Genomic DNA, 18,038 nt, shown 5'->3' with positions numbered 1-18,038 from the left:
CGAGATTTGATGCACTGCTGGGATGGAGTTGATCCAGGCGCACGGCGTGGCGATGACGGAGTTCGATCGGAGGGTGCGGGAGATCGCGCCGGACCAGTGGACACTCGGCACCCCCTGCCGGGAGTGGTCGGTGAGGGACCTCGTCGGTCACCTCGTCCACGAGCAACTCTGGGCCCCTGAACTGCTCGCCGGCTGCACGGCGAAACAGGTCGGGGACAGGTTCGACCACGACAACCTCGGCGACGACCCGCTCGTGTCCTGGGTGGTGGCGGCCGCGGCGGCCCGCGAGGCGTGGCTCGGCCCGCACGCCTTGGCGAAACCGGTGACCGTGTCGTCGGGAAAGCTCGACGCCGAGGAGTACTGCTGGCAGATGACCGCGGATCTCGCGGTGCACGCCTGGGACCTCGCCCGCTCGATCGGCGCGGACGAACGAATCGATCCCGGACTCGCATCGGCCGTTCTGGGTTATGTGGAACGCAACATCGACGACTGGAGTGGTTCGTCGCTGTTCGATTCGCCCGTTCCGGTTTCGCCGGACGCGGACGACCAAACGCGCCTGATCGGACTTCTGGGACGCAAGCCTTGAGGCCTTGACGGGTGCCGCTCGAATCGCGCACTCCGTGGTCCCAGCCCGACACCGCGTTCCACGACTCCCAGGGAAAGCCAGTCCTGCACCGAGGTCTCCCGGCCGGTTTTCCGAAACGCCCCGCCCCGCATCCCCCTGCCTCCTGCGAGACGGGGCGTTCCTCCCCCGACCGCGTCCAGCGGCTCCCCCTGCCGTCCGAACGCACCGCATTTCTACAGGTAGATCGTTGTCCGGTGTCGAAGCGCCAAAAGCGGACAACGTGTGCCGGACAACGTTTTGGTCTTCGCCCGAAAGACGACGCTGCCCCCGGCGCCGGATGCGCCGGGGGCAGCGGATGCCGGACGGATCTGCCGACGTGTGATCGACGTCCGCACCGGTGGTCGGTCGTGGGTGGACCGGTTCCCGAGCGTGCCAGCCGCTCGTGACCGCCCCCTGAACGTCAGATGACCTTCTGCTCCAGCGTGACGCACCTGATACCGACGGCGTCGAGGTGCTCGCTCACCCGGACGAACCCGGCGCTCTCGTAGAACAGGATGTTCGACTCGCTCTCGGCACCGGTGAACAGCCAGACGACTTTCACCTCATCGGGTGCACCTTCGCTGATCGCGGTGAGGAGCTTGCGACCGATCCCGCCGCCCTGGACGTCCGGCGCGACGGCCAGCCGGGCGACCTCCATGCGGTCGCCGTCGACCCGGCTGCGCACCGACCCGATCAGCCGCGCCCCGTCGAACGCGCCGACGGACGGCGTTCCGTCCGCCAGGTGCTTCCGGATCTCGTCGAGCGTCTCGACCAGCGGCGGCAGGTCCCACGCCCCGTACCGGCGGGCCTCCGCCAGGTAGGCCGCGCGCTGGATCGTCATGACCTCGCCGGCGTGCGCGGGCGTCAATGGTCCGAAATGGACGGTCACGGCCCGGTGACCCCCGGCGTCCAGCTCTCCGGGATGCCGCTCTCGGTGAGGATCATCTGGTGGTCCTGGAACCCCTCCGGCGCGTCCGGCTGCCACGGCCACTGCCCCTGCGGCGTCGGCACGATGATCTGCAGCGCGGCGAACTCCGAGCCGTCGTAGAGCAGGTAGGCGCTCCCGAAGAACTCCGGGTAGAACCCCTTGTAGACCCGCTCGAACGTGATCGGCACGCCCTCGAAGAAGTCGTCGTAGAGCTTGCCGGGCTGGAACCGCTCGCCCCCGCTGGCCCGCTTCACGTACATGTTGACCAGGTTCTCGCCCATGCCCTGCGGCAGCCCGATCACCACCGCCTCGGCGACCCCGAACCGGCGCCACGCCCCCACCGAGAACACGTAGCCGGGACCTTCGGCGTCCGGGTTCACCACGATGTTGGTGTGCCCGAACCGGTCGGCCGCGGACAGCAGCCGCGCCCTCAGTTCGATGTCTTCGTCGGAAAGCACGCCACCCACCCTACGGCACCGTTCCGGCGCCTTATCCCAGCTTGGAGCTGTTCCAACGCTCCCACCTTCAGGCAGATTTGGTCGGAAACGATAGAGGTTTCGCGGCGGGTGGCCCTACCTTCCGTCCATGCCCAAGAGATCGTCCAGCGTGGTGGGCCGCGAGTTCGGCAACGGCATGCGCGCCGCCATCGACGCCACCGGCATGACCCAGCGCGAAATCGCCGTGGAGCTCGGCTGGCAGGAGGCCAAGCTGTCGGACATGCTCGCCGGAAAGGGCGGCGTGACCGAGACCGAGGTCCGCGAGCTCCTCGCCTACTGCCGCACACCACGGGCGGAGCGCGACCGCCTGCTCGAATTGTTCCGCGAACAGGGAAACGCCTTCGTGCGGTTCACCGACGACGGTGTGCCGGAGCAGGTCCAGACGCTGATCAACCAGGAACGCGAGACAAACGAGGTCGAAGCCTGGTCGATGGTCGTGGTGCCAGGCCTGCTCCAGATCCGCGACTACATCGCGGCGGTCACCGCCAAGGCGCGCACGGTCTCCGCCGACAACCTCGCCGCCACCATTGAGGCGAGAGTCGCGCGGACGGAAATCCTCGACTACAACCGCACCTTCACCTTCTACGTGCACGAGCAGGCGTTGTGGCTACCGGTCGGCGGCGAAGAGGTGTGGCGCGAGCAGCTTGCCCACCTGCTGCGGATGTCCGTACGGAAGTACATCAGCATCCGGGTCGTTCCCCGGTCGATCGGCGTGCATGCAGGCCTTTCCGGTGACTTCCGGCTGATGAAGTTCCCGAAGTACCCGCCCGTCGTCTACGTCGAGAGCGTCAAGTGCTGCTTGTTCTTCGACGACAAGGAGACCGTCGACACCTACGAGAGCATCCTGAAGGACCTCGCTGCTGTCGCCTTGGATGAGGAACAATCGAGGGCGGTGATCAACAGCATCTTGGAGGGTCTCCAATGACCAACTGGCGGAAGAGCAGCTACAGCGGCGACGGTGACAACTGCGTGGAGATCGGCCACGGCGTCGGCATCCGCGACAGCAAAGCGCCTGCCACGCACCTCCCGTTCTCGGCTGCCGCGTGGTCGGCGTTCCTCACCTCCGTGAAGACAACCGCCTGATCGCGACGGCCACCGCCGCCACGACGACGGCCTGGCCGAACATCATCCAGTGGAACGCCCCGGCGTAGACCGCGGCCTGGCCGGGGTGTCCGGCGGCGGTGTCGTGGGCGAGGTCCTCGGGCAGGGCCCGCCCGATCAGCCAGGTGATCGTCGCCGCGTACGCGCCCACCGCGACGGCCTCGCTGCCGATCCGCACGAGGTTGAGCACGCCCGAGGCCGTTCCGGTGCTGTGCGCGGGAACGGTCGCGAGCGCCTCGGCGTCGATCCGCCCCAGCGGCAACCCGAACCCGAACCCCACCAGCAGCATCGGGATCACGAGCCAGCCGAGCCAGGTTCCCGGCTGCAGCACCACCATCCCGAGCGATCCCAGGACCAGCGCCGCCAGCGACACGGTGATGACGGTCGTGGGCGAGCCGCGCAGGCCGAGGACCGGTCCGACCAGCACCGGGATCGTCATGGGCAGCATCAGCAGTCCGGCCGTTCCCGCGGACAGGCCCGCGACCCCGCTGAGCGCGACCGGCAGGTACGTCAGCAGCGTGACGAAGCCGAACGCCCCGGCGACCGTCACGAGCGTCAGCGCGAGGAAGTACCTGTTGCGCAGCAAGGAGAAGTCGACGACCTTGCGGGCGGCGGTCGTGCGCGGGTCGGGCAGCAGCCCGCTCAACGCCAGCCCCGGCACGGCCAGCAGCGCGTGCGCCACGAACACCCCGCGCCAGTCGAACGCGGCGATGAGCGCCCCCGAGATCGTAGGGCTGAGCGCGAGCCCGAGTCCGATGACGGTGCCGAAGACGGCGAACGCGCGCCGGCGTTCGGCGCCTTCGAAACCGTTGGACAGCAACGAACTCGCGCCCGTCGCCACCGCCGCGCTGCCGATCCCGGCGACCAGGCGCGCGGCGTCGAGCACCGCGAGGTTCGGCGCGAGCGCGCTGGTGGCCGAAGCCACCAGCAGCAGCCCGACGCCGATCCGGAACGTCCGGCGGTGGCCGATCCGGTCGGACGCGACGCCCCAAACGAGTCCGAACGCGGCGAACGTGACGTTGAAGCCGTTGACGACCCACTGCAGCTGCGCGGGATCGCTGCCGAGTTCGTCCGCGATGCGGGGCAGTGCGATGGCCGTGCCCGAGATGCCCATCGGGATGACGAACACCGCGAGCATGATGAGCGGGATCAAGCCGCGTAACCGCCGTCGACGTCGATCGAGGCACCGGAGATGTAGGCGGCGTCCGGCCCGGCCAGGTACGCGACCAGACTCGCGACCTCGTCGGCCGTCCCGTACCGCCCGATCGCGATGTGCGCGCGGGAGAAGTCCGCGCGCGGGCCGTCGGCGGGGTTCATGTCGGTGTCCGTCGGCCCCGGCTGGATGTTGTTGACGGTGATGCCCCTGGCACCGACCTCGCGGGCGAGCGCCTTGGTGAACCCGGCGACCGCGGCCTTGGTGAGCACGTAGAGCGTGCCGCCCGGATACGTGACCCGGTCGGCGTTGATGCTGCCGACCGTGATGATCCGCCCGCCATCTTGGAGGTGCTCCAACGCCGCCTGGCTGGCGGCGAACACGCTGGTCTGGTTGACCGCGACCGTCCTGTCGTACTCGTCGTCCGCGACCTCGCCGATGGGCTTGACGTCGATGACGCCGGCGTTGTTGACGAGCACGTCGAGCCTGCCGAACCGTTCCACGACCTCGTGCACCCCTGCCCTGACCGCGTCCCGGTCGCCGGCGTCGACCTTGATCGCGACCGCCTCCCCGCCCGCCTCCTCGATCGACTTCACGACCAGTTCTGCCTGGTCGGGCGACGCGTAGTAGGTGATGGCGACGGTCGCCCCGGCGCGGGCGAGCCGCTGCGCGATGCCCGCCCCGATACCCCGCGAGCCACCGGTGACGATCGCGACCTTGCCTTCGAGTTCCATGGTTACCCCTCGTTGTTGAGTGCTCGTTCAAGATGTCACCGCAGCAGGAAGTGCCGCAAGTGCTATCTTGAACGGGTACTCAAAAAGTGAGGAGGCCCACGATGGCGATCGGCAGGCCGCGCGAGTTCGACACGGAGGCCGTGCTGGACTCGGCCATGCGCGTGTTCTGGGCCAAGGGCTACGAGGGCGCGACGATGGCCGACCTCACCGCCGCCACGAACCTCAAGCCGGGCAGCATCTACGCGGCCTTCGGCTCGAAGACGGGCCTCTTCAAGCAGGCCGTCGACCGCTACATCGCGACGATCTTCGCCTACGGCCCCGCCGCCCTCGCCGCCCCCACCGCGCGTGAGGTGACGCGACTGTTCCTGTTGGGTGCCGTCGACGCCACGACCGGTTCCGACACCCCGGCGGGGTGTCTGCTCGTGCAGAGCGCCCTGTCCCCCGGCGACACCGCCCTGGAGGCGAAAGCCGAGCTCAACGACCGGTGGCGAGCCGCGGAGGAGATCCTCACCGAACGCTTCGCGCGGGCGTTGGAGGAAGGCGACCTGCCCGCCGGGACGGACCCGCGGGACGTGGCGGTCTACGTGCTGTCGGTGTCGCAGGGCATCGCCGTGCAGGCGTCAACGGGCGCGTCCCGCGAGAAGCTGCGGCACCTGGTCGACCTGACCCTGCGCACGCTGCCCTGGGAGTGAAACGCGCGCGTTAGAAGTCGTCCAAGCGGCACACTGCCCACGGGGATCGCCATCGCCGGGGGTGAGCTGCATGTCGTTCGCCGACGTCGCGGCCCGTTTGAACCAGGTCGTCGAACTGGCAGGCCGAACGCTTCAGGCCTTGCGGCAAGCCTCCGACACCGCCGCCGACAGCACGACACTGATCACAGAATCGATGGCGGGCACCTCGCAGGAGTCCGAGGCCGCCGAGGTCACCGCCAACTTCCACGCGGTGCACACAGGCGCACTCGACTTGTCCGAGGCTCTGACAGTCTTGCTGCGCCGAGTCGAAGAGATCCGATCCAGGTTCGAGGTGGGCGCCGCCTCTCCGGAACCGACCTGGGCGGACCAGCAACGCTCGCGTCTGCCCAAGTACATCACCAGCGGCTACTACCTCGACCCCGATGGCTACGTGGAACTCGTGCAGAGCGGCAGCGAACCCGACGGCGAGCACGACCGCATCAACGCCCACCTGGTCGAGGTGGGCGCCATTCCCCCGTTGAAATCGAAGCCCCGAAGCACGTCGAAACGAAGGTGGCCTGGCGCATGCGGCAAGGCGGCGTCGACCGGGTCGAACTGGTCATCAACTTCGAGGTGTGCAACGGAATCTTCTCCTGCAAGAAGTTGCTTGCTCATATCCTTCTACCAGGACAGACCCTGATCATTCATGATCCGGTACGGTCGTTCGAGATACGTGGAAAGGAATCGCGGTGAGCCTCATCCTGGAGTTCTGGTATTACGCCGGTTCGAACCGCGCGGACGAGCCGGTCCTGGTCAAGCCGGAGGCAGCCCTCGACCGTGTGCTCGCGGACGTGCTGGAGCAAGGCCCACAGCCGCATCCAACCCAGGTGGCATCTCCAGAACTACCGACGTTCGGAATCCTGAACTTTCCCGACCGGATGTTCAAGTTGGACCTCGACCCGGAGTCGGCCATCGGCGCACTGCACTACACCGGACCTGACGAGTACGACGAGCCTGGGCGGTTCTGGTCTTGGGCGTCGGTCTCCAACGAAGAATTCGCCGACACTCCTGTCCTGTACATCGACAAACAGAACCGAACGCTCTTTCCGCCCAAATCAGCGATCAGCCTCGACACGATCACGATGGCGCTGGAAGAGTTCCGCCAGACCGGCACCCGGCCGACCTGCATCGAATGGCAGTCGACAGGCGGAATCGCCTGAAAAGCAAAACGCCGGCCACGCTCGCGCATGACCGGCGTTCCTCTGCGTGCGTGGGTCAGCCGACCTCGGCCATGACCTCGTCCGACACGTCGAAGTTCGCGAAGACGTTCTGCACGTCGTCGCAGTCCTCCAGCGCGTCGATCAGCTTGAAGATCTTCCGCGCACCCTCGGCCTCGAGCTGCACCGACACCGACGGCAGGAAGCTGGAGTCCGCCGAGTCGTAGTCGATGCCCGCGTCCTGCAGCGCCTTGCGCACCGGGATCAGGTCGCCCGCCTCGGACACGACCTCGAAGGACTCGCCCAGGTCGTTGACCTCTTCGGCACCGGCTTCGAGCACCGACATCATGACGTCGTCCTCGGTCGTGCCCGCCTTCGGCACGATCACGACGCCCTTGCGGCTGAACATGTACGACACGGAGCCCGGGTCCGCCATCGAACCGCCGTTGCGCGTCATCGCCGTGCGCACCTCGGACGCGGCACGGTTGCGGTTGTCCGTGAGGCACTCGATGAGCACCGCGACACCGTTGGGCCCGTAACCCTCGTACATGATGGTCTGCCAGTCGGCGCCGCCGGCCTCTTCGCCACCGCCGCGCTTGCGGGCGCGTTCGATGTTGTCCAGCGGCACCGAGTTCTTGCGGGCCTTCTGGATCGCGTCGTACAGCGTCGGGTTGCCGTCGGGGTCGCCGCCGCCCGTGCGGGCCGCGACCTCGATGTTCTTGATCAGCCGCGCGAAGAGCTTGCCGCGCTTGGCGTCAATAGCGGCCTTCTTGTGCTTGGTGGTCGCCCACTTGGAGTGGCCGCTCATTTCTCCTCCGTCGAACCGCGAACCATGTCAACGAACAGGCGGTGAACACGCTCGTCGCCCGTGAGCTCCGGGTGGAACGCCGTCGCCAGCACGTTGCCCTGCCTGACCGCGACGATCCTACCGGCGGCGTCTCCCGCCTCAGCCGTAACAGGCACCGTAGCGAGAACCTCGACCTCTCCGCTCACCGCCTCCACCCAAGGCGCCCGGATGAACACGGCGTGCACCGTCTCGCCGGCCAGGTCGAGGTCGGTCTCGAACGAGTCGATCTGCCGGCCGAACGCGTTCCGGCGCACCGTCACGTCCAGGCCGCCGAGCTGCTCCTGGTCCTCCCGGCCGTCCAGCACCGTCTCGGCCAGCAGGATCATGCCCGCGCACGACCCGTAGGCCGGGAAGCCCGCCTTGATCTTGGCGCGGAGCGGCTCCAGCAGCTCGAAGTTGACCAGCAGCTTGCTCATGGTCGTCGACTCGCCGCCGGGGATGACGATGCCGTCCAGCTCGTCCAGCTCCTCGACGCGGCGGACGGGCCGTGCGGTGACATCGCACTTCGCCAGCGAGATGAGGTGTTCCTGGACGTCGCCCTGGAGGGCGAGCACGCCGATGACGGGTGGGGCAGCAACCATGTCACCCAGCTTATTCGACGTGGTCAGACGCACCGCGCAGTGCCTCGCGCAGCGTCGCCGCCGTCGCCTCCACGCGCCGCGGCGCATCGGCCCCGAACGTGTAGGTGGCGAGGCCCGCGATCCAGTCCTCGTCGCCCGAGGCGAGCACGAGCACGACGTCGACGTGCCGCACGACGTGCAGCAGGTCGTGGCGCCGCACCCGGACGTCGACGGCTTCGACGTCCACCCAGGCGTGCCGCGTGGTGCCGTCGAGCTTGCGCACCTCGATGCCGTCCGGCGACCACCTCACGCCGAGGAACGCGCCGCGCCAGAGCCCGAACAGGCCGAGAGCCGCGACGAAGAGACCGACCAGGACCCCGAACACGGCACTGCCGCCGCGGTCGAGCACGACGGAGCCGACCACGTTGCCCAGTCCGATGAGCAGGAACGTGAACGCCAGCAGCAGCACGACCCACCGCCACCGCGAACTCAGGCGCCCCGAGGCGTCAAGCCCGTGCTTCTGCCGCAACACGTCCCCCTCCAGAAACGTCAGCGGGCGGGGCCGTCCCGGTCGCTGTCCTCACCCGGTGCGACCGGCTCCTCAGGGGCGGCGGCCGCCCGGTACCGCGACCAGCGCCAGATCGTGCCGGCGCCGAGGAGCACGCAGACGGACCCGGACAGGACCCGCGCGACGCGAACGTCGGGCCCGGTCAGGGCGTCGACCAGCGCGACCACGCCGATCACCAGGTACACGGTTCCCAGCAGAGGCGTGACCCAGTGCCAGCGTGCCATCGGCTGCTCACCCATGTCCTCGATCCAAGCAGAGACGTCCGCCGCCGTGACCAACTGCGCTCCGGTGCACCAACGGGCACTGGTTGTGGACCGTAGCGTCAAAGCCGTGTCTCAAAAGGACTTCCGTGATCAACCTGAAGTGTGAAGCTCTTACTAGCGACCTCGCTGGCGCTCGTGACGCTGGCAGTCCCGGCGCAGGCGAGTCCTCAGCCGACCATCACCTGGGGCGCCTGCGCGGACCAGGCCCTGGCCGCCGGTGGTGCCGAGTGCGGCACCCTGGCCGTGCCGCTCGACCCGGCCGCCCCGAACGGCCCCGAGATCACGCTCGCCGTCTCCCGCGTGCAGCACCGGACGGCGGTGTCGAAGGGCACCGTGCTCACCGTGCCCGACCCGTTCACCGGCACCGGCTACCAGCAGCCGCTGGTCGGCGCGCGGATGGCGGGCGGTGACGCGTTCGACTGGATCGGCATCGCCCGCCGCGGCCTCGCGCCCAGCGTCCCGGCCACCACGTGCGCGTCGAACCCGGTGGAGCTCGGCCGCCCCGCCTACGTGCCGGTGCCGGCCACCGAGCCGTACTGGACCGACCGCATCAGGAAGATCGCCGCCGACTGCGCGGGCGAGGAGTTGCTCGACCACCTGAAGACCACGGACCAGGCCGCTGACCTGGAGCGTGTCCGGATCGCGCTCGGTGCTCCGACCGTTTCGCTGTACGCGCAGACCTACGGCACCTACGTCGGGCAGGTCTACCAGTCGCTCAACCCCGGCCGGGTCACGCGCGCGGTCTACGACGGCAGCCTCGACCCGAAGCGCCTCTGGTACCACGCCAACAACTTCGACCAGGACGTGCTGCTGGAGGAGAACCAGCACCGGTGGTTCGACTTCCTCGCCGCGCAGGACGGCACCTACCACCTGGGTGCCTCACGTGCGGCCGTGCAGGCGGCGTTCGACCAGAAGGTCCGCGACCTCACCGTGCAGCCCGTGAACGACTTCGGGTCGTCGGAGTTCATCGACGTGTACCTGTTCGCGGCCTACTCGGAGCAGACCTGGCCGTTGCTCGCCCCTGCGTTGTCGGCACTCGTCAACAACAACGACCTGTCCATGACGCTCGGCCTGTACTCGGCGTTCTACGGCGCTGACGCCTCCAACCGTTACAGCGCGCTTCTCGCGCAGATCTGCACCGACACGTCGTGGCCCTCTGACTGGAACAAGTGGAAGGCGGACAGCTGGGCCACGCACGCCCTCGCGCCCAACTCGACGTGGGGCAACACGTGGTTCAACGGGCCGTGCGCTTACTGGAAGCACAAGCCCGGAACGCTCGTGCAGCCCGGCGGCACCGGTTCGGCGTTGATCGTGAACGGCACGTTGAACGCGGTCACGCCGTTCCAGGGCAGCCTGGAGGTGCGGTCGCGGTTCCCGAACTCGGCACTGCTGGCCGTGGCGAACGGGATCTCGTTCCAGAGCACGTTCGCCGGTAACGCGTGCGTGGACAACGCCGTCGCCGCGTACCTGGCGAACGGCACGCTGCCGGCCCGCAAGCCGGGGCGTCAGGCCGACGCCACCTGCTGACACGACGGCGGGCCGCCTCCCTCGGGAAAGGGGACGGCCCGCCGACGTCAGCCTGCTCAGTCGACCTTGACGAGCTGCTCCTGCTCCGGTCCGACCGGCTGGCGCGACTTCACGAAGCGCCACCCGAAGAACAGCACCAGCGCCAGCACCGGGATCGACCAGAACGCGATCTTCTCGGCCGTTCCCGCGAACGCCATCTGCCCGATCACCAGCGCGAGGAACGCCAGCGTTCCGTACGAGGTGTAAGGCGCGCCGGGCATCCGATAAGACGGCCGTTCGATCTCGCCCGCCATCGCCTTCTTGCGCAAACGCAGCTGACAGATGATGAGCGTGGCCCACGTCGACACGACACCCAACGACGCGACGGCGATCGCGATGTCGAACGCCTCCTTGGGCACGATGTAGTTGAGCACCACACCGAACAGGTAGGCGACGCCGGTGAACAGGATGCCGCCGTAAGGCACGTGGCGGGAGTTCATCTTGCCGGTGAACGCGGGCGCCTCGCCCTTCTGCGCCAACGACCTCAGGATGCGGCCGGTCGAGTAGAGACCGGAGTTGCACGAGGACAGCGCGGCGGTGAGCACCACGGCGTTCATGATGTCGCCGACCGCCGGGATCCCGAGCGCGGAGAACACCGTGACGAACGGCGACTCGGTGCCGGTGAAGTGGTCCCACGGCAGAAGCATCGTCAGCAGCAGCACGGAACCGACGTAGAAGATGGCGATGCGGTACACGACGCCGTTGATGGCCCGCGGCATGACCTTCTCGGGGTCCTTGGTCTCGCCGGCCGCGATGCCGACCAGTTCGATGGCCGCGTAGGCGAAGACGACCGCCTGCAACGTCATCAGCGCGACGCCGAAGCCCGCCGGGAAGAGGCCGCCGTGGCCCAGGGTGTTCGAGACGGACGCGGTCGTGCCGCCGATGTCCGCCGCGCCGATGACCAGGCCGATGCCGGTGACGAGGAAGACCACGATCGCGGTCACCTTGATGACCGAGAACCAGAACTCCAGCTCACCGAAGAGCTTCACGGACAGCATGTTGATCGCGACGAGCACGACCAGCGCGACCAGCGCCGTGATCCACTGCGGGAGGTCCGGAAACCACTTGTGCATGTAGATCGCGATCGCGGTGATCTCCGCGATGCCTGTCATGGCCCAGTTGAGCCAGTACAGCCAGCCCGAGGTGAAGCCCGCCCACGGGCCGACGAACTCGCGGGCGTACTCCACGAAACTGCCCGACACGGGGCGATGCAGCACGAGTTCGCCCAGCGCGCGCATGACGAAGAAGGCTGCGAGGCCGCACACGGCGTACGACAGGATCAGCGACGGCCCCGCTGTGGCGAGGCGTCCGCCCGCACCGAGAAAGAGGCCGACGCCGATCGCGCCACCGATTGCGATCATCTGCACCTGACGCTTGCTCAGCGCCTTGGTGTAGCCGTCCGCATCAGTTTCCACAGAACTCACGAGGAGGTTCCTTCCGAAAACGGAAAATTGCTCGCATCGGAACCTCCCGCGCCCCGATGCGCCGATGTCGGGGAACCCTAGCGAGTGGCGGTCATCACCAAGTAATCGGTTGGGGAAGACTTAACGTAAGCGACGTCACACAGCGCTGCGTTTAGGTCGGACCAAATGTCCTCGACGTGCTCGAGGCCCACAGAAATGCGCAGCAAATTGTCCGGAACGCCAGAAGCACGCAGTTCTTCGCCGGGTACCAGGCGGTGGGTCAAAGCCGAGGGGTGCTCGATCAACGTGTCCACGGAACCCAGCGAGACGGCCGGGGTGATGAGCTTCAGCCGTCGCACTACTTCGACCGGATCGCCGTGCACGCCGAACGCGATCATCGCGCCTGTACCGCGCATCTGCCGTGAGGCCGAGGGGTAGCGCACGAACTCCACGGCGTCGTGCTCGGCGAGTCGCGTCGCCAGCGTCGCGGCCGAGGCCGACGCGGCGTTGACCCGCAACGGCAAAGTGGCCAGCCCGCGGTGCAGCAGGTAGCCGCCCAGCGGGTGCAGGACGGCGCCCGTGATGATCCTGACCTGCCGCAACGCCGCCGCGCGTTCCTCCGAGCAGGCCACGACGCCACCGAGGACGTCGCCGTGCCCGCCGAGGTACTTGGTGCCGGAGTGCAGCACGTACTCGGCGCCGTGCAGGGCCGGGTTCTGCAGGATCGGGGTCGCGAAGGTGTTGTCGACCATGACCGGCACGCCCCCGGCCTGCCGGACGACGTGCTCGATGTCGACGAGGTCGAGGTTGGGGTTGGCCGGCGTCTCGACGACGACGAGCCCGGTGTCCGGCCGGATCGCGGAGGACACCAGGCCCGCTTCGACGTACGTGGTGGTGACGCCCAGCAAACCCGACGACAGCAGGTGGTCGGTGCCGCCGTACAACGGCCGCACGGCTACGACGTGCGGCTTTCCCGCCATGACGCAGGCGGCCTGGACGACGGCGGTGACCGCCGCCATGCCGCTGCCGAACGCCACGGACGTCTCGGTGTGCTCGAGCGCCGCGAGCGCCTGTTCGAACCGGGCCACCGTCGGGTTGTGCAGCCGCGCGTAGACGGGCGAGGTGGCCCGTGCGGCCCCGGTGGCCCACTCCCCCAGCGCTTCCCCGCCGAGCGCCTGGTCAGGCACGGGGTAGGTGGTGGACAGGTCGATGGGAGGGGCGTGCACGCCGAGTTCCGCGAGGTCGTCGCGGCCGCCGTGCACTGCGATGGTCTCGATGCGCGTCATGGCGCGAATGGTGGAGACTTCCTCGGGCGAGCGGGGGATGAACCGCAGCCGATTCGGTGGAACGGAGAAGAGCCGTGCTGGATTCGATCGACGAGGCCATCGTGCGGGAGCTGCGGAAGGACGCGCGGCTGCAGAACAAGGACCTGGCCGAACGCGTCAACGTCGCCCAGTCGACCGCGGTCGTGCGGCACCGTTCCCTGCGCGAGCGCGGCGTGATCACCGGCTACCACGCCGAGATCGATCCGAGCGCGATCGGCCAGCACGTCCAGGCGATGCTGGCGGTCAAGATCCGGCCGCACACCAAGGAGATCGTCGACCCGTTCATGGCCTACGTGCTGTCGTTGCCGGAAACGCTCGCGCTATCGCACGTGACGGGTCCCGAGGATTTCCTGGTGCACGTCGCGGTATCGGACGTCGGCCATCTGCAACGCCTCGTGCTCGACAAGTTCACCTCGCGGCGAGAGGTGACAGAGGTTCATACAAACCTCCTTTTCTCGCACGTCAGGAAGCATTAACCGGCGAGCCGCAATGCGGGGGCGAGCTGGTCGCGACCGTCAATGCCGAGCTTGCGGTAAACCTTCGTCAGGTGGATCTCGACCGTGCGCAGTTGCACGAACAGCACGGCGGCGATCTCGCGGTTCATCTTGCCCTCGGCCGCCAGCGCCGCGACCCGCCGTTCGGACTCGGTGAGCCCGGCCGGACCCGCCGCGAGTTCCTGTCTGATCTGCTCGGCCAGTTCCTCGACCCCGCAGTCGTCGGCGAGGTCGACGGCGGTCCTGAGCTCGGCCCGGGCCGGCTTGACCCGGCCGGCCAGGTGCAACGCCCGGCCGAGCGCGAAGTGGCTGCGCGCCCGTTCGAGCAGGGCTCCCGTCGGCGCCAGCAGGTCAACCGACTCCTGCAGCAGCGCGATGCCTTCCGCACCGAGGTGTTGTGCCTGCTCGCGCAGCGCTGCCGCGAGGGGCAGCACGGCGCCCAGGGAGCGCGCCAGCCGTTCCTCGGCGTGCAGGTGCTCTCCTCCGAGGTGCAGCCTCCACGACGTGGCGTCGTTGTGACGGGCGTGCAGTCGTTCGCCGCAGTCGAGGAGATCGCGGACGCCGTCCTTGCGTCGTTCGGCGGCGATCCTGACGCGGCCTCGTGCGGCCAGCAGCGCGGGCGCGCCGAACAGGTCCGGCACCTCCGCCGGCACGAGCTCGAACACCGCGGACGCCGTCTCGACGTCGCCCATCTCCAGCAGTGCCAGCGAAAGCTCGGTCAGCGCGGCGAACACCGGCGTCGACGTCCTGGCCGCACCGCAGCTGTCCAGCACGGCCAGCGCTTCCCGCGCGTCGGCCTCCGCCGCGCCGAGCCGTCCGAGGTCCCTGAGGCACGCCGAACGCGCCGTGAGCGCCGCAGCCGTGCACGGCCTGTGCTGCCACCTGCGCGCGACAGTCAACGCACGGTCGGCGCGCGCGTACGCCGCCGCCAGTTCGCCCCGCATCCGCACGAACCCGATGGCCTTCAGGTACGGCTCGAACTCCGAAGGCCGCGACGGCAGCACGTCCGGGTCCGCGATCTGGTCGGCCTCGAACTCGGGCTCCTCGCCCAGCAGGGCCAGCAGGCCGGGCAGCGCGGGGTGCGCGGGATCGGCCTCCGCCAGGCGGTCCACGGCGCTCGGAACGTCCACGTAGGACTCGACCTCGCCGAGTTCGGCGAGCAGGTCGGTGGTCTGCGGCTCGTCCAGCGCCCGCCGCAGGTACCGGACGGCGTCCTGCACCCGGTTGCGCGTGCGGGCCCGGGACGCGGCGGTCGTGAGCACCTCGGTGGCCCACTCCTCGTCCTGCGGCCGCGTCTCGACCAGGTGCTCGGCGACCGCCTCGGCCGACGCACCGGTCTCGGTGAGCAGGCGCGCGGCAGCGGCGTGCAGGTCCTGGCGTTCGGTGATGGTCAGCTCTTCCCGGAGCGTGTTGCGCACCAGCGGGTGCACAAGTGCGCCTTCTGCCGAGAGCAACCCCATGCGGTGCAACGACGCGATGGTGCCAGCCAGTTCGCACGGCTCGATGCCGATCAGTTCGGCCACGCGCGGCAACGTCACCTCACCGCCGAGGACGGCGAGCGCGTGCACGGCGTCGGGTGCGTGCGTGGCGAGCCTGCGCAGCCGCACGTTCAACGTGGGCAGCAACGCCGGTGCGGTGAGCCTCTCGATGTGGCCGGTGTACGCGCGTGCGAGGTTCAGCAACAACAACGGGTTGCCACCGGCCTGCTTGCGGCACATGTCCACGAACTCGTCCGTGAGCGGGCCCAGCTCGTTCTCCAGGAGAACGCGGGTGGCCGCGGGCGACAGCTCGTCCAACCGGATCTCGCTGGTGGCGGCGGCCAGCAGTTCCTCGAGGGTCTGCGGGCCCGCGCACGTCTCGCCCGCGCCGACCCCGGCCAGCACGAAGACCGGCAGGTGTTCGATGCGGTGCGGCAGCGTGCTCAGCCACTGCAGGGACGGCTGGTCAGCCCACTGCACGTCGTCCACGACGATGGCCACCGGGCGTTCCGCGGCCATCTTCGCCAGCGCGCGGTGCAGCACGTGCAGTTCCGGCAGCGTGATCGGGCCCGGCTCGGCCAGCACGTCGGTCTGGCCGAGCGCCGCGGCGATGCGCGGCTGGTTCTGGGTGTCGCCCGGCGGGACGCACACCAGCAGGCGGCTGATCAGGCCGAACGGGAGTTCCCGCTCCAGGAAGCTGCCGCGTGCGGCCAGGACCGTGAACCCGTGCCGCGCGGCCAGCTCCCGCGCGGTCGTGAGCAGTGCGGTCTTGCCCGAACCGAGGCCTCCGGTGGCGGCTACCAGGTGTCCGTCGCCTGTGGCGGCCGCGGCCAGTGCTGCCGCGAGTTGCGTGGTCTCCCGGTCTCGGCCGACCAGTCCAGATTGCGCGCCCATGTGTACATCAGAGGCCTGTCCGCCATCTTGCCTCTATCGCGAAAACATTGGCGCTATGCCAGACCTAGTAGACGTAGGCCCGCCGTGGTCGCCGCGGCCAGCACGATCACCGCCACGAACGGCAGTTTCCGCCACGCCGCGAGCCCGCCGACGGCCACCCCGGCCGCCAGCGCCCAGCCGCCGAACGACTTGCCGTTGGTCAGCGCCGACACCGCTACCAGCGCGAACAGCAGGACGGTCGCGCTCGCGGAGATCAGGTCGCGCACCTTGTCCGGCAGCGTGACGCGGTCGCGCAGCAGCGGGCCCGCGATGCGGATGGCGAAGGTCCCCGCCGCCAGGATCAGGACTGCGGTGACGGGCACGGCTCCTCCTTCTTCTTGAACACGAGCAGACCGAAGAGGGCCAGCAGCACCGGCATCCCGGCGGGCAGGAACGGCGTGGCGACGAGCGCTATCGCCGCGCCGGTCAGGGCCGCGTTGCGGGTGGCGGCGTCCTTCAGGGCGGGCAGCGTGAGCGCCAGCATGGCCGCCGGGAAGGCCGCGTCCAGCCCGAACGTCATCGGGTCGCCGATGGCCTGACCTGCGAGGGCGCCCAGCAGGACACCGGTGTTCCAGCTGAAGAACAGCGCCACGCCGCACGCCCAGTACGCCGCGCGCGCTCGTGCCGGGTCCTTCTGGGCCATCGCGAACGCCGTCGACTCGTCGATCAGCAGGTGGCTGCCGACGACGCGCGCCAGCGGGCTCCTGCCCAGGACGTCGCCGATCGCCAGCCCGAACGGGAGATGCCGGGCGTTCAGGACCAGTCCCGCCACCACGGCCGCGGCGGGGCTGCCACCTGCGGCGACGATGCCCACCGCCATGAACTGCGAGCCGCCCGCGAAGATCAGCAGCGACATCAGCACCGGCATCCACCAGGGCATGCCGGTGCCCACCGAGATGGCCCCGAAGCTCGCGCCGGTCACCGCGGCGCCCAGGGCCACCGCTGCGACGTCGCGGAGGAGGGCCGCGTCAAGAGTTCGCCAGATCGAACGCACCACCCATTAAGATGAACACTTGTTCTCGGTGTTCGTCAAGACGAACGGACGTACTTCTGTGTCGAACGCACCACTCGACCTCATCGCCGCCAACCTCCGGCGCGAGCGCGACCGGACCGGCATGTCGCTCAGCGAGGTCGCCAAGAAGGCGGGCATCGCCAAGTCGACGCTCTCCCAGCTGGAATCCGGCGCCGGCAACCCCAGCGTCGAGACGTTGTGGGCGCTCGGGGTGGCGTTGGGCGTGCCGTTCAGCCAGCTGGTGGAGCCCGCCGTCCCGCGCGTGCAGGTGATTCGCGCCGGTGAGGGGCCTGTCATCCACTCCGAGCGCGCGCACTACTCCGCGACGTTGCTGGCGGCGTGCCGGCCGGGGACCAAGCACGACCTGTACTGGGTGGCGCTGGAGCCGGGGGGCGCGCGCGAGTCGTTGCCGCACGTGCCGGGGAGCATCGAGCACATGATCGTGGCCACCGGCCGCTGCCTGGCCGGACTCGCCGACGACCCGGTCGAACTGGGGCCCGGCGACTACATCGTCTACCCCGGCGACGTGCCGCACGTGTGCAAGGCCCTGGAGCCCGGCACGACGGCCGTCATGATCATGGAGCACACGGTCTAGCGGGCAGGGGACGGGGTGTTCGGCTAACGAAAGAAGAAGTTCGACGATCCGACCGACCTGACGGCACGCACTCCGCGGGTGATCCTGAT

At 69.0% G+C, this 18,038-nt stretch carries 22 protein-coding genes; 9 read left to right on the top strand and 13 right to left on the bottom strand.

Annotated features, from left to right (window positions below; all coding sequences use genetic code 11):
- Positions 1-22: 22 nt before the first annotated feature.
- Positions 23-586, top strand: a complete 564-nt coding sequence (locus tag QSK25_RS23180) for a TIGR03086 family metal-binding protein (RefSeq protein ID WP_285641197.1) — start codon at positions 23-25, stop codon at positions 584-586.
- A gap of 439 nt (positions 587-1,025) precedes the next feature.
- Here the strand turns inward: QSK25_RS23180 and QSK25_RS23175 are convergent, their stop codons facing one another.
- Positions 1,026-1,493 (bottom strand): GNAT family N-acetyltransferase, encoded by a 468-nt coding sequence (locus tag QSK25_RS23175; RefSeq protein WP_285641195.1) that lies wholly within the window; start codon positions 1,491-1,493, stop codon positions 1,026-1,028.
- Complete coding sequence (locus tag QSK25_RS23170) at positions 1,490-1,990, bottom strand: DUF4262 domain-containing protein (protein ID WP_285641192.1); 501 nt, start codon at positions 1,988-1,990, stop codon at positions 1,490-1,492. Before QSK25_RS23170 ends, QSK25_RS23175 begins: the two co-directional genes overlap by 4 nt.
- Before the next feature lie 127 nt (positions 1,991-2,117).
- Here QSK25_RS23170 and QSK25_RS23165 point away from each other — a divergent pair, with 127 nt between their 5' ends.
- Both QSK25_RS23165 and QSK25_RS23160 read left to right on the top strand, forming a co-directional pair.
- Positions 2,118-2,954, top strand: coding sequence for a helix-turn-helix domain-containing protein (locus tag QSK25_RS23165; RefSeq protein ID WP_285641190.1), 837 nt, complete (start codon positions 2,118-2,120; stop codon positions 2,952-2,954).
- Entirely contained in the window at positions 2,951-3,112 is a 162-nt protein-coding gene (locus QSK25_RS23160) for a DUF397 domain-containing protein (RefSeq protein ID WP_285641188.1), read from the top strand. Before QSK25_RS23165 ends, QSK25_RS23160 begins: the two co-directional genes overlap by 4 nt.
- On the opposite strand, the gene QSK25_RS23155 is transcribed toward QSK25_RS23160, so the two are convergent.
- A complete protein-coding gene (locus QSK25_RS23155; protein ID WP_285641186.1) occupies positions 3,087-4,283 on the bottom strand; it encodes an MFS transporter in 1,197 nt (398 codons plus the stop codon). The genes QSK25_RS23160 and QSK25_RS23155 overlap by 26 nt on opposite strands.
- A complete protein-coding gene (locus QSK25_RS23150) occupies positions 4,280-5,017 on the bottom strand; it encodes a 3-oxoacyl-ACP reductase family protein (protein ID WP_285641184.1) in 738 nt (245 codons plus the stop codon). Before QSK25_RS23150 ends, QSK25_RS23155 begins: the two co-directional genes overlap by 4 nt.
- 101 nt (positions 5,018-5,118) lie before the next feature.
- On the opposite strand from QSK25_RS23150, the gene QSK25_RS23145 reads away from it, so the two are divergent.
- From QSK25_RS23145 to QSK25_RS23135, 3 genes are all read left to right on the top strand, one after another.
- Positions 5,119-5,709, top strand: a complete 591-nt coding sequence (locus QSK25_RS23145; protein ID WP_285641182.1) for a TetR/AcrR family transcriptional regulator — start codon at positions 5,119-5,121, stop codon at positions 5,707-5,709.
- A gap of 564 nt (positions 5,710-6,273) precedes the next feature.
- Entirely contained in the window at positions 6,274-6,441 is a 168-nt protein-coding gene (locus QSK25_RS45435; protein ID WP_352236265.1) for a DddA-like double-stranded DNA deaminase toxin, read from the top strand.
- Positions 6,438-6,908: an Imm1 family immunity protein gene (locus QSK25_RS23135; RefSeq protein ID WP_285641178.1), complete on the top strand. Its 471-nt coding sequence runs from the start codon at positions 6,438-6,440 to the stop codon at positions 6,906-6,908. Before QSK25_RS45435 ends, QSK25_RS23135 begins: the two co-directional genes overlap by 4 nt.
- A 55-nt stretch (positions 6,909-6,963) precedes the next feature.
- On the opposite strand, the gene QSK25_RS23130 is transcribed toward QSK25_RS23135, so the two are convergent.
- From QSK25_RS23130 to QSK25_RS23115, 4 genes are read right to left on the bottom strand one after another with little or no spacing between them, the layout of a single operon-like run.
- The gene (locus tag QSK25_RS23130; RefSeq protein ID WP_285641176.1) at positions 6,964-7,713 is read right to left on the bottom strand and encodes a YebC/PmpR family DNA-binding transcriptional regulator; all 750 of its coding nucleotides are present in this window, start codon (positions 7,711-7,713) and stop codon (positions 6,964-6,966) included.
- Positions 7,710-8,333, bottom strand: coding sequence for a pyridoxal 5'-phosphate synthase glutaminase subunit PdxT (gene pdxT, locus QSK25_RS23125; RefSeq protein ID WP_285641174.1), 624 nt, complete (start codon positions 8,331-8,333; stop codon positions 7,710-7,712). Before pdxT ends, QSK25_RS23130 begins: the two co-directional genes overlap by 4 nt.
- Before the next feature lie 10 nt (positions 8,334-8,343).
- Positions 8,344-8,844, bottom strand: coding sequence for a hypothetical protein (locus tag QSK25_RS23120; RefSeq protein WP_285641172.1), 501 nt, complete (start codon positions 8,842-8,844; stop codon positions 8,344-8,346).
- A gap of 17 nt (positions 8,845-8,861) precedes the next feature.
- On the bottom strand, positions 8,862-9,119 hold the full coding sequence (locus tag QSK25_RS23115; RefSeq protein ID WP_285641170.1) for a hypothetical protein: 258 nt from the start codon (positions 9,117-9,119) through the stop codon (positions 8,862-8,864).
- 159 nt (positions 9,120-9,278) lie between these two features.
- Here QSK25_RS23115 and QSK25_RS23110 point away from each other — a divergent pair, with 159 nt between their 5' ends.
- Complete coding sequence (locus tag QSK25_RS23110; protein WP_285641168.1) at positions 9,279-10,670, top strand: alpha/beta hydrolase; 1,392 nt, start codon at positions 9,279-9,281, stop codon at positions 10,668-10,670.
- A gap of 56 nt (positions 10,671-10,726) precedes the next feature.
- Here QSK25_RS23110 and QSK25_RS23105 read toward each other — a convergent pair whose 3' ends face one another.
- A complete protein-coding gene (locus QSK25_RS23105; protein ID WP_285641354.1) occupies positions 10,727-12,070 on the bottom strand; it encodes an amino acid permease in 1,344 nt (447 codons plus the stop codon).
- A 140-nt stretch (positions 12,071-12,210) separates the two neighbouring features.
- Positions 12,211-13,398 carry a trans-sulfuration enzyme family protein gene (locus QSK25_RS23100; protein WP_285641166.1) on the bottom strand — a complete coding sequence of 396 codons (1,188 nt, stop codon included), beginning with the start codon at positions 13,396-13,398 and terminating at the stop codon, positions 12,211-12,213.
- A gap of 74 nt (positions 13,399-13,472) precedes the next feature.
- On the opposite strand from QSK25_RS23100, the gene QSK25_RS23095 reads away from it, so the two are divergent.
- Positions 13,473-13,913 carry an Lrp/AsnC family transcriptional regulator gene (locus QSK25_RS23095; RefSeq protein WP_285641164.1) on the top strand — a complete coding sequence of 147 codons (441 nt, stop codon included), beginning with the start codon at positions 13,473-13,475 and terminating at the stop codon, positions 13,911-13,913.
- On the opposite strand, the gene QSK25_RS23090 is transcribed toward QSK25_RS23095, so the two are convergent.
- The 3 genes from QSK25_RS23090 to QSK25_RS23080 are packed head-to-tail and all read right to left on the bottom strand — an operon-like array spanning position 13,910 to position 17,336.
- Positions 13,910-16,303 carry a LuxR family transcriptional regulator gene (locus QSK25_RS23090; protein WP_285641162.1) on the bottom strand — a complete coding sequence of 798 codons (2,394 nt, stop codon included), beginning with the start codon at positions 16,301-16,303 and terminating at the stop codon, positions 13,910-13,912. The two genes, QSK25_RS23095 and QSK25_RS23090, sit on opposite strands and share 4 nt — an antisense overlap.
- 53 nt (positions 16,304-16,356) lie before the next feature.
- Positions 16,357-16,665: an AzlD domain-containing protein gene (locus QSK25_RS23085; protein WP_285641160.1), complete on the bottom strand. Its 309-nt coding sequence runs from the start codon at positions 16,663-16,665 to the stop codon at positions 16,357-16,359.
- Positions 16,644-17,336, bottom strand: coding sequence for an AzlC family ABC transporter permease (locus QSK25_RS23080; protein ID WP_285641158.1), 693 nt, complete (start codon positions 17,334-17,336; stop codon positions 16,644-16,646). The genes QSK25_RS23085 and QSK25_RS23080 overlap by 22 nt, the downstream gene beginning before the upstream one ends.
- Positions 17,337-17,364: 28 nt before the next feature.
- Here QSK25_RS23080 and QSK25_RS23075 point away from each other — a divergent pair, with 28 nt between their 5' ends.
- Complete coding sequence (locus tag QSK25_RS23075) at positions 17,365-17,949, top strand: helix-turn-helix domain-containing protein (RefSeq protein ID WP_502881890.1); 585 nt, start codon at positions 17,365-17,367, stop codon at positions 17,947-17,949.
- Positions 17,950-18,038: the final 89 nt, after the last annotated feature.

This window comes from Lentzea sp. NBRC 102530 (assembly GCF_030269365.1).
In the GTDB taxonomy this organism is placed as follows: domain Bacteria; phylum Actinomycetota; class Actinomycetes; order Mycobacteriales; family Pseudonocardiaceae; genus Lentzea.
This window is presented reverse-complemented; position numbering and strand designations above follow the sequence as displayed.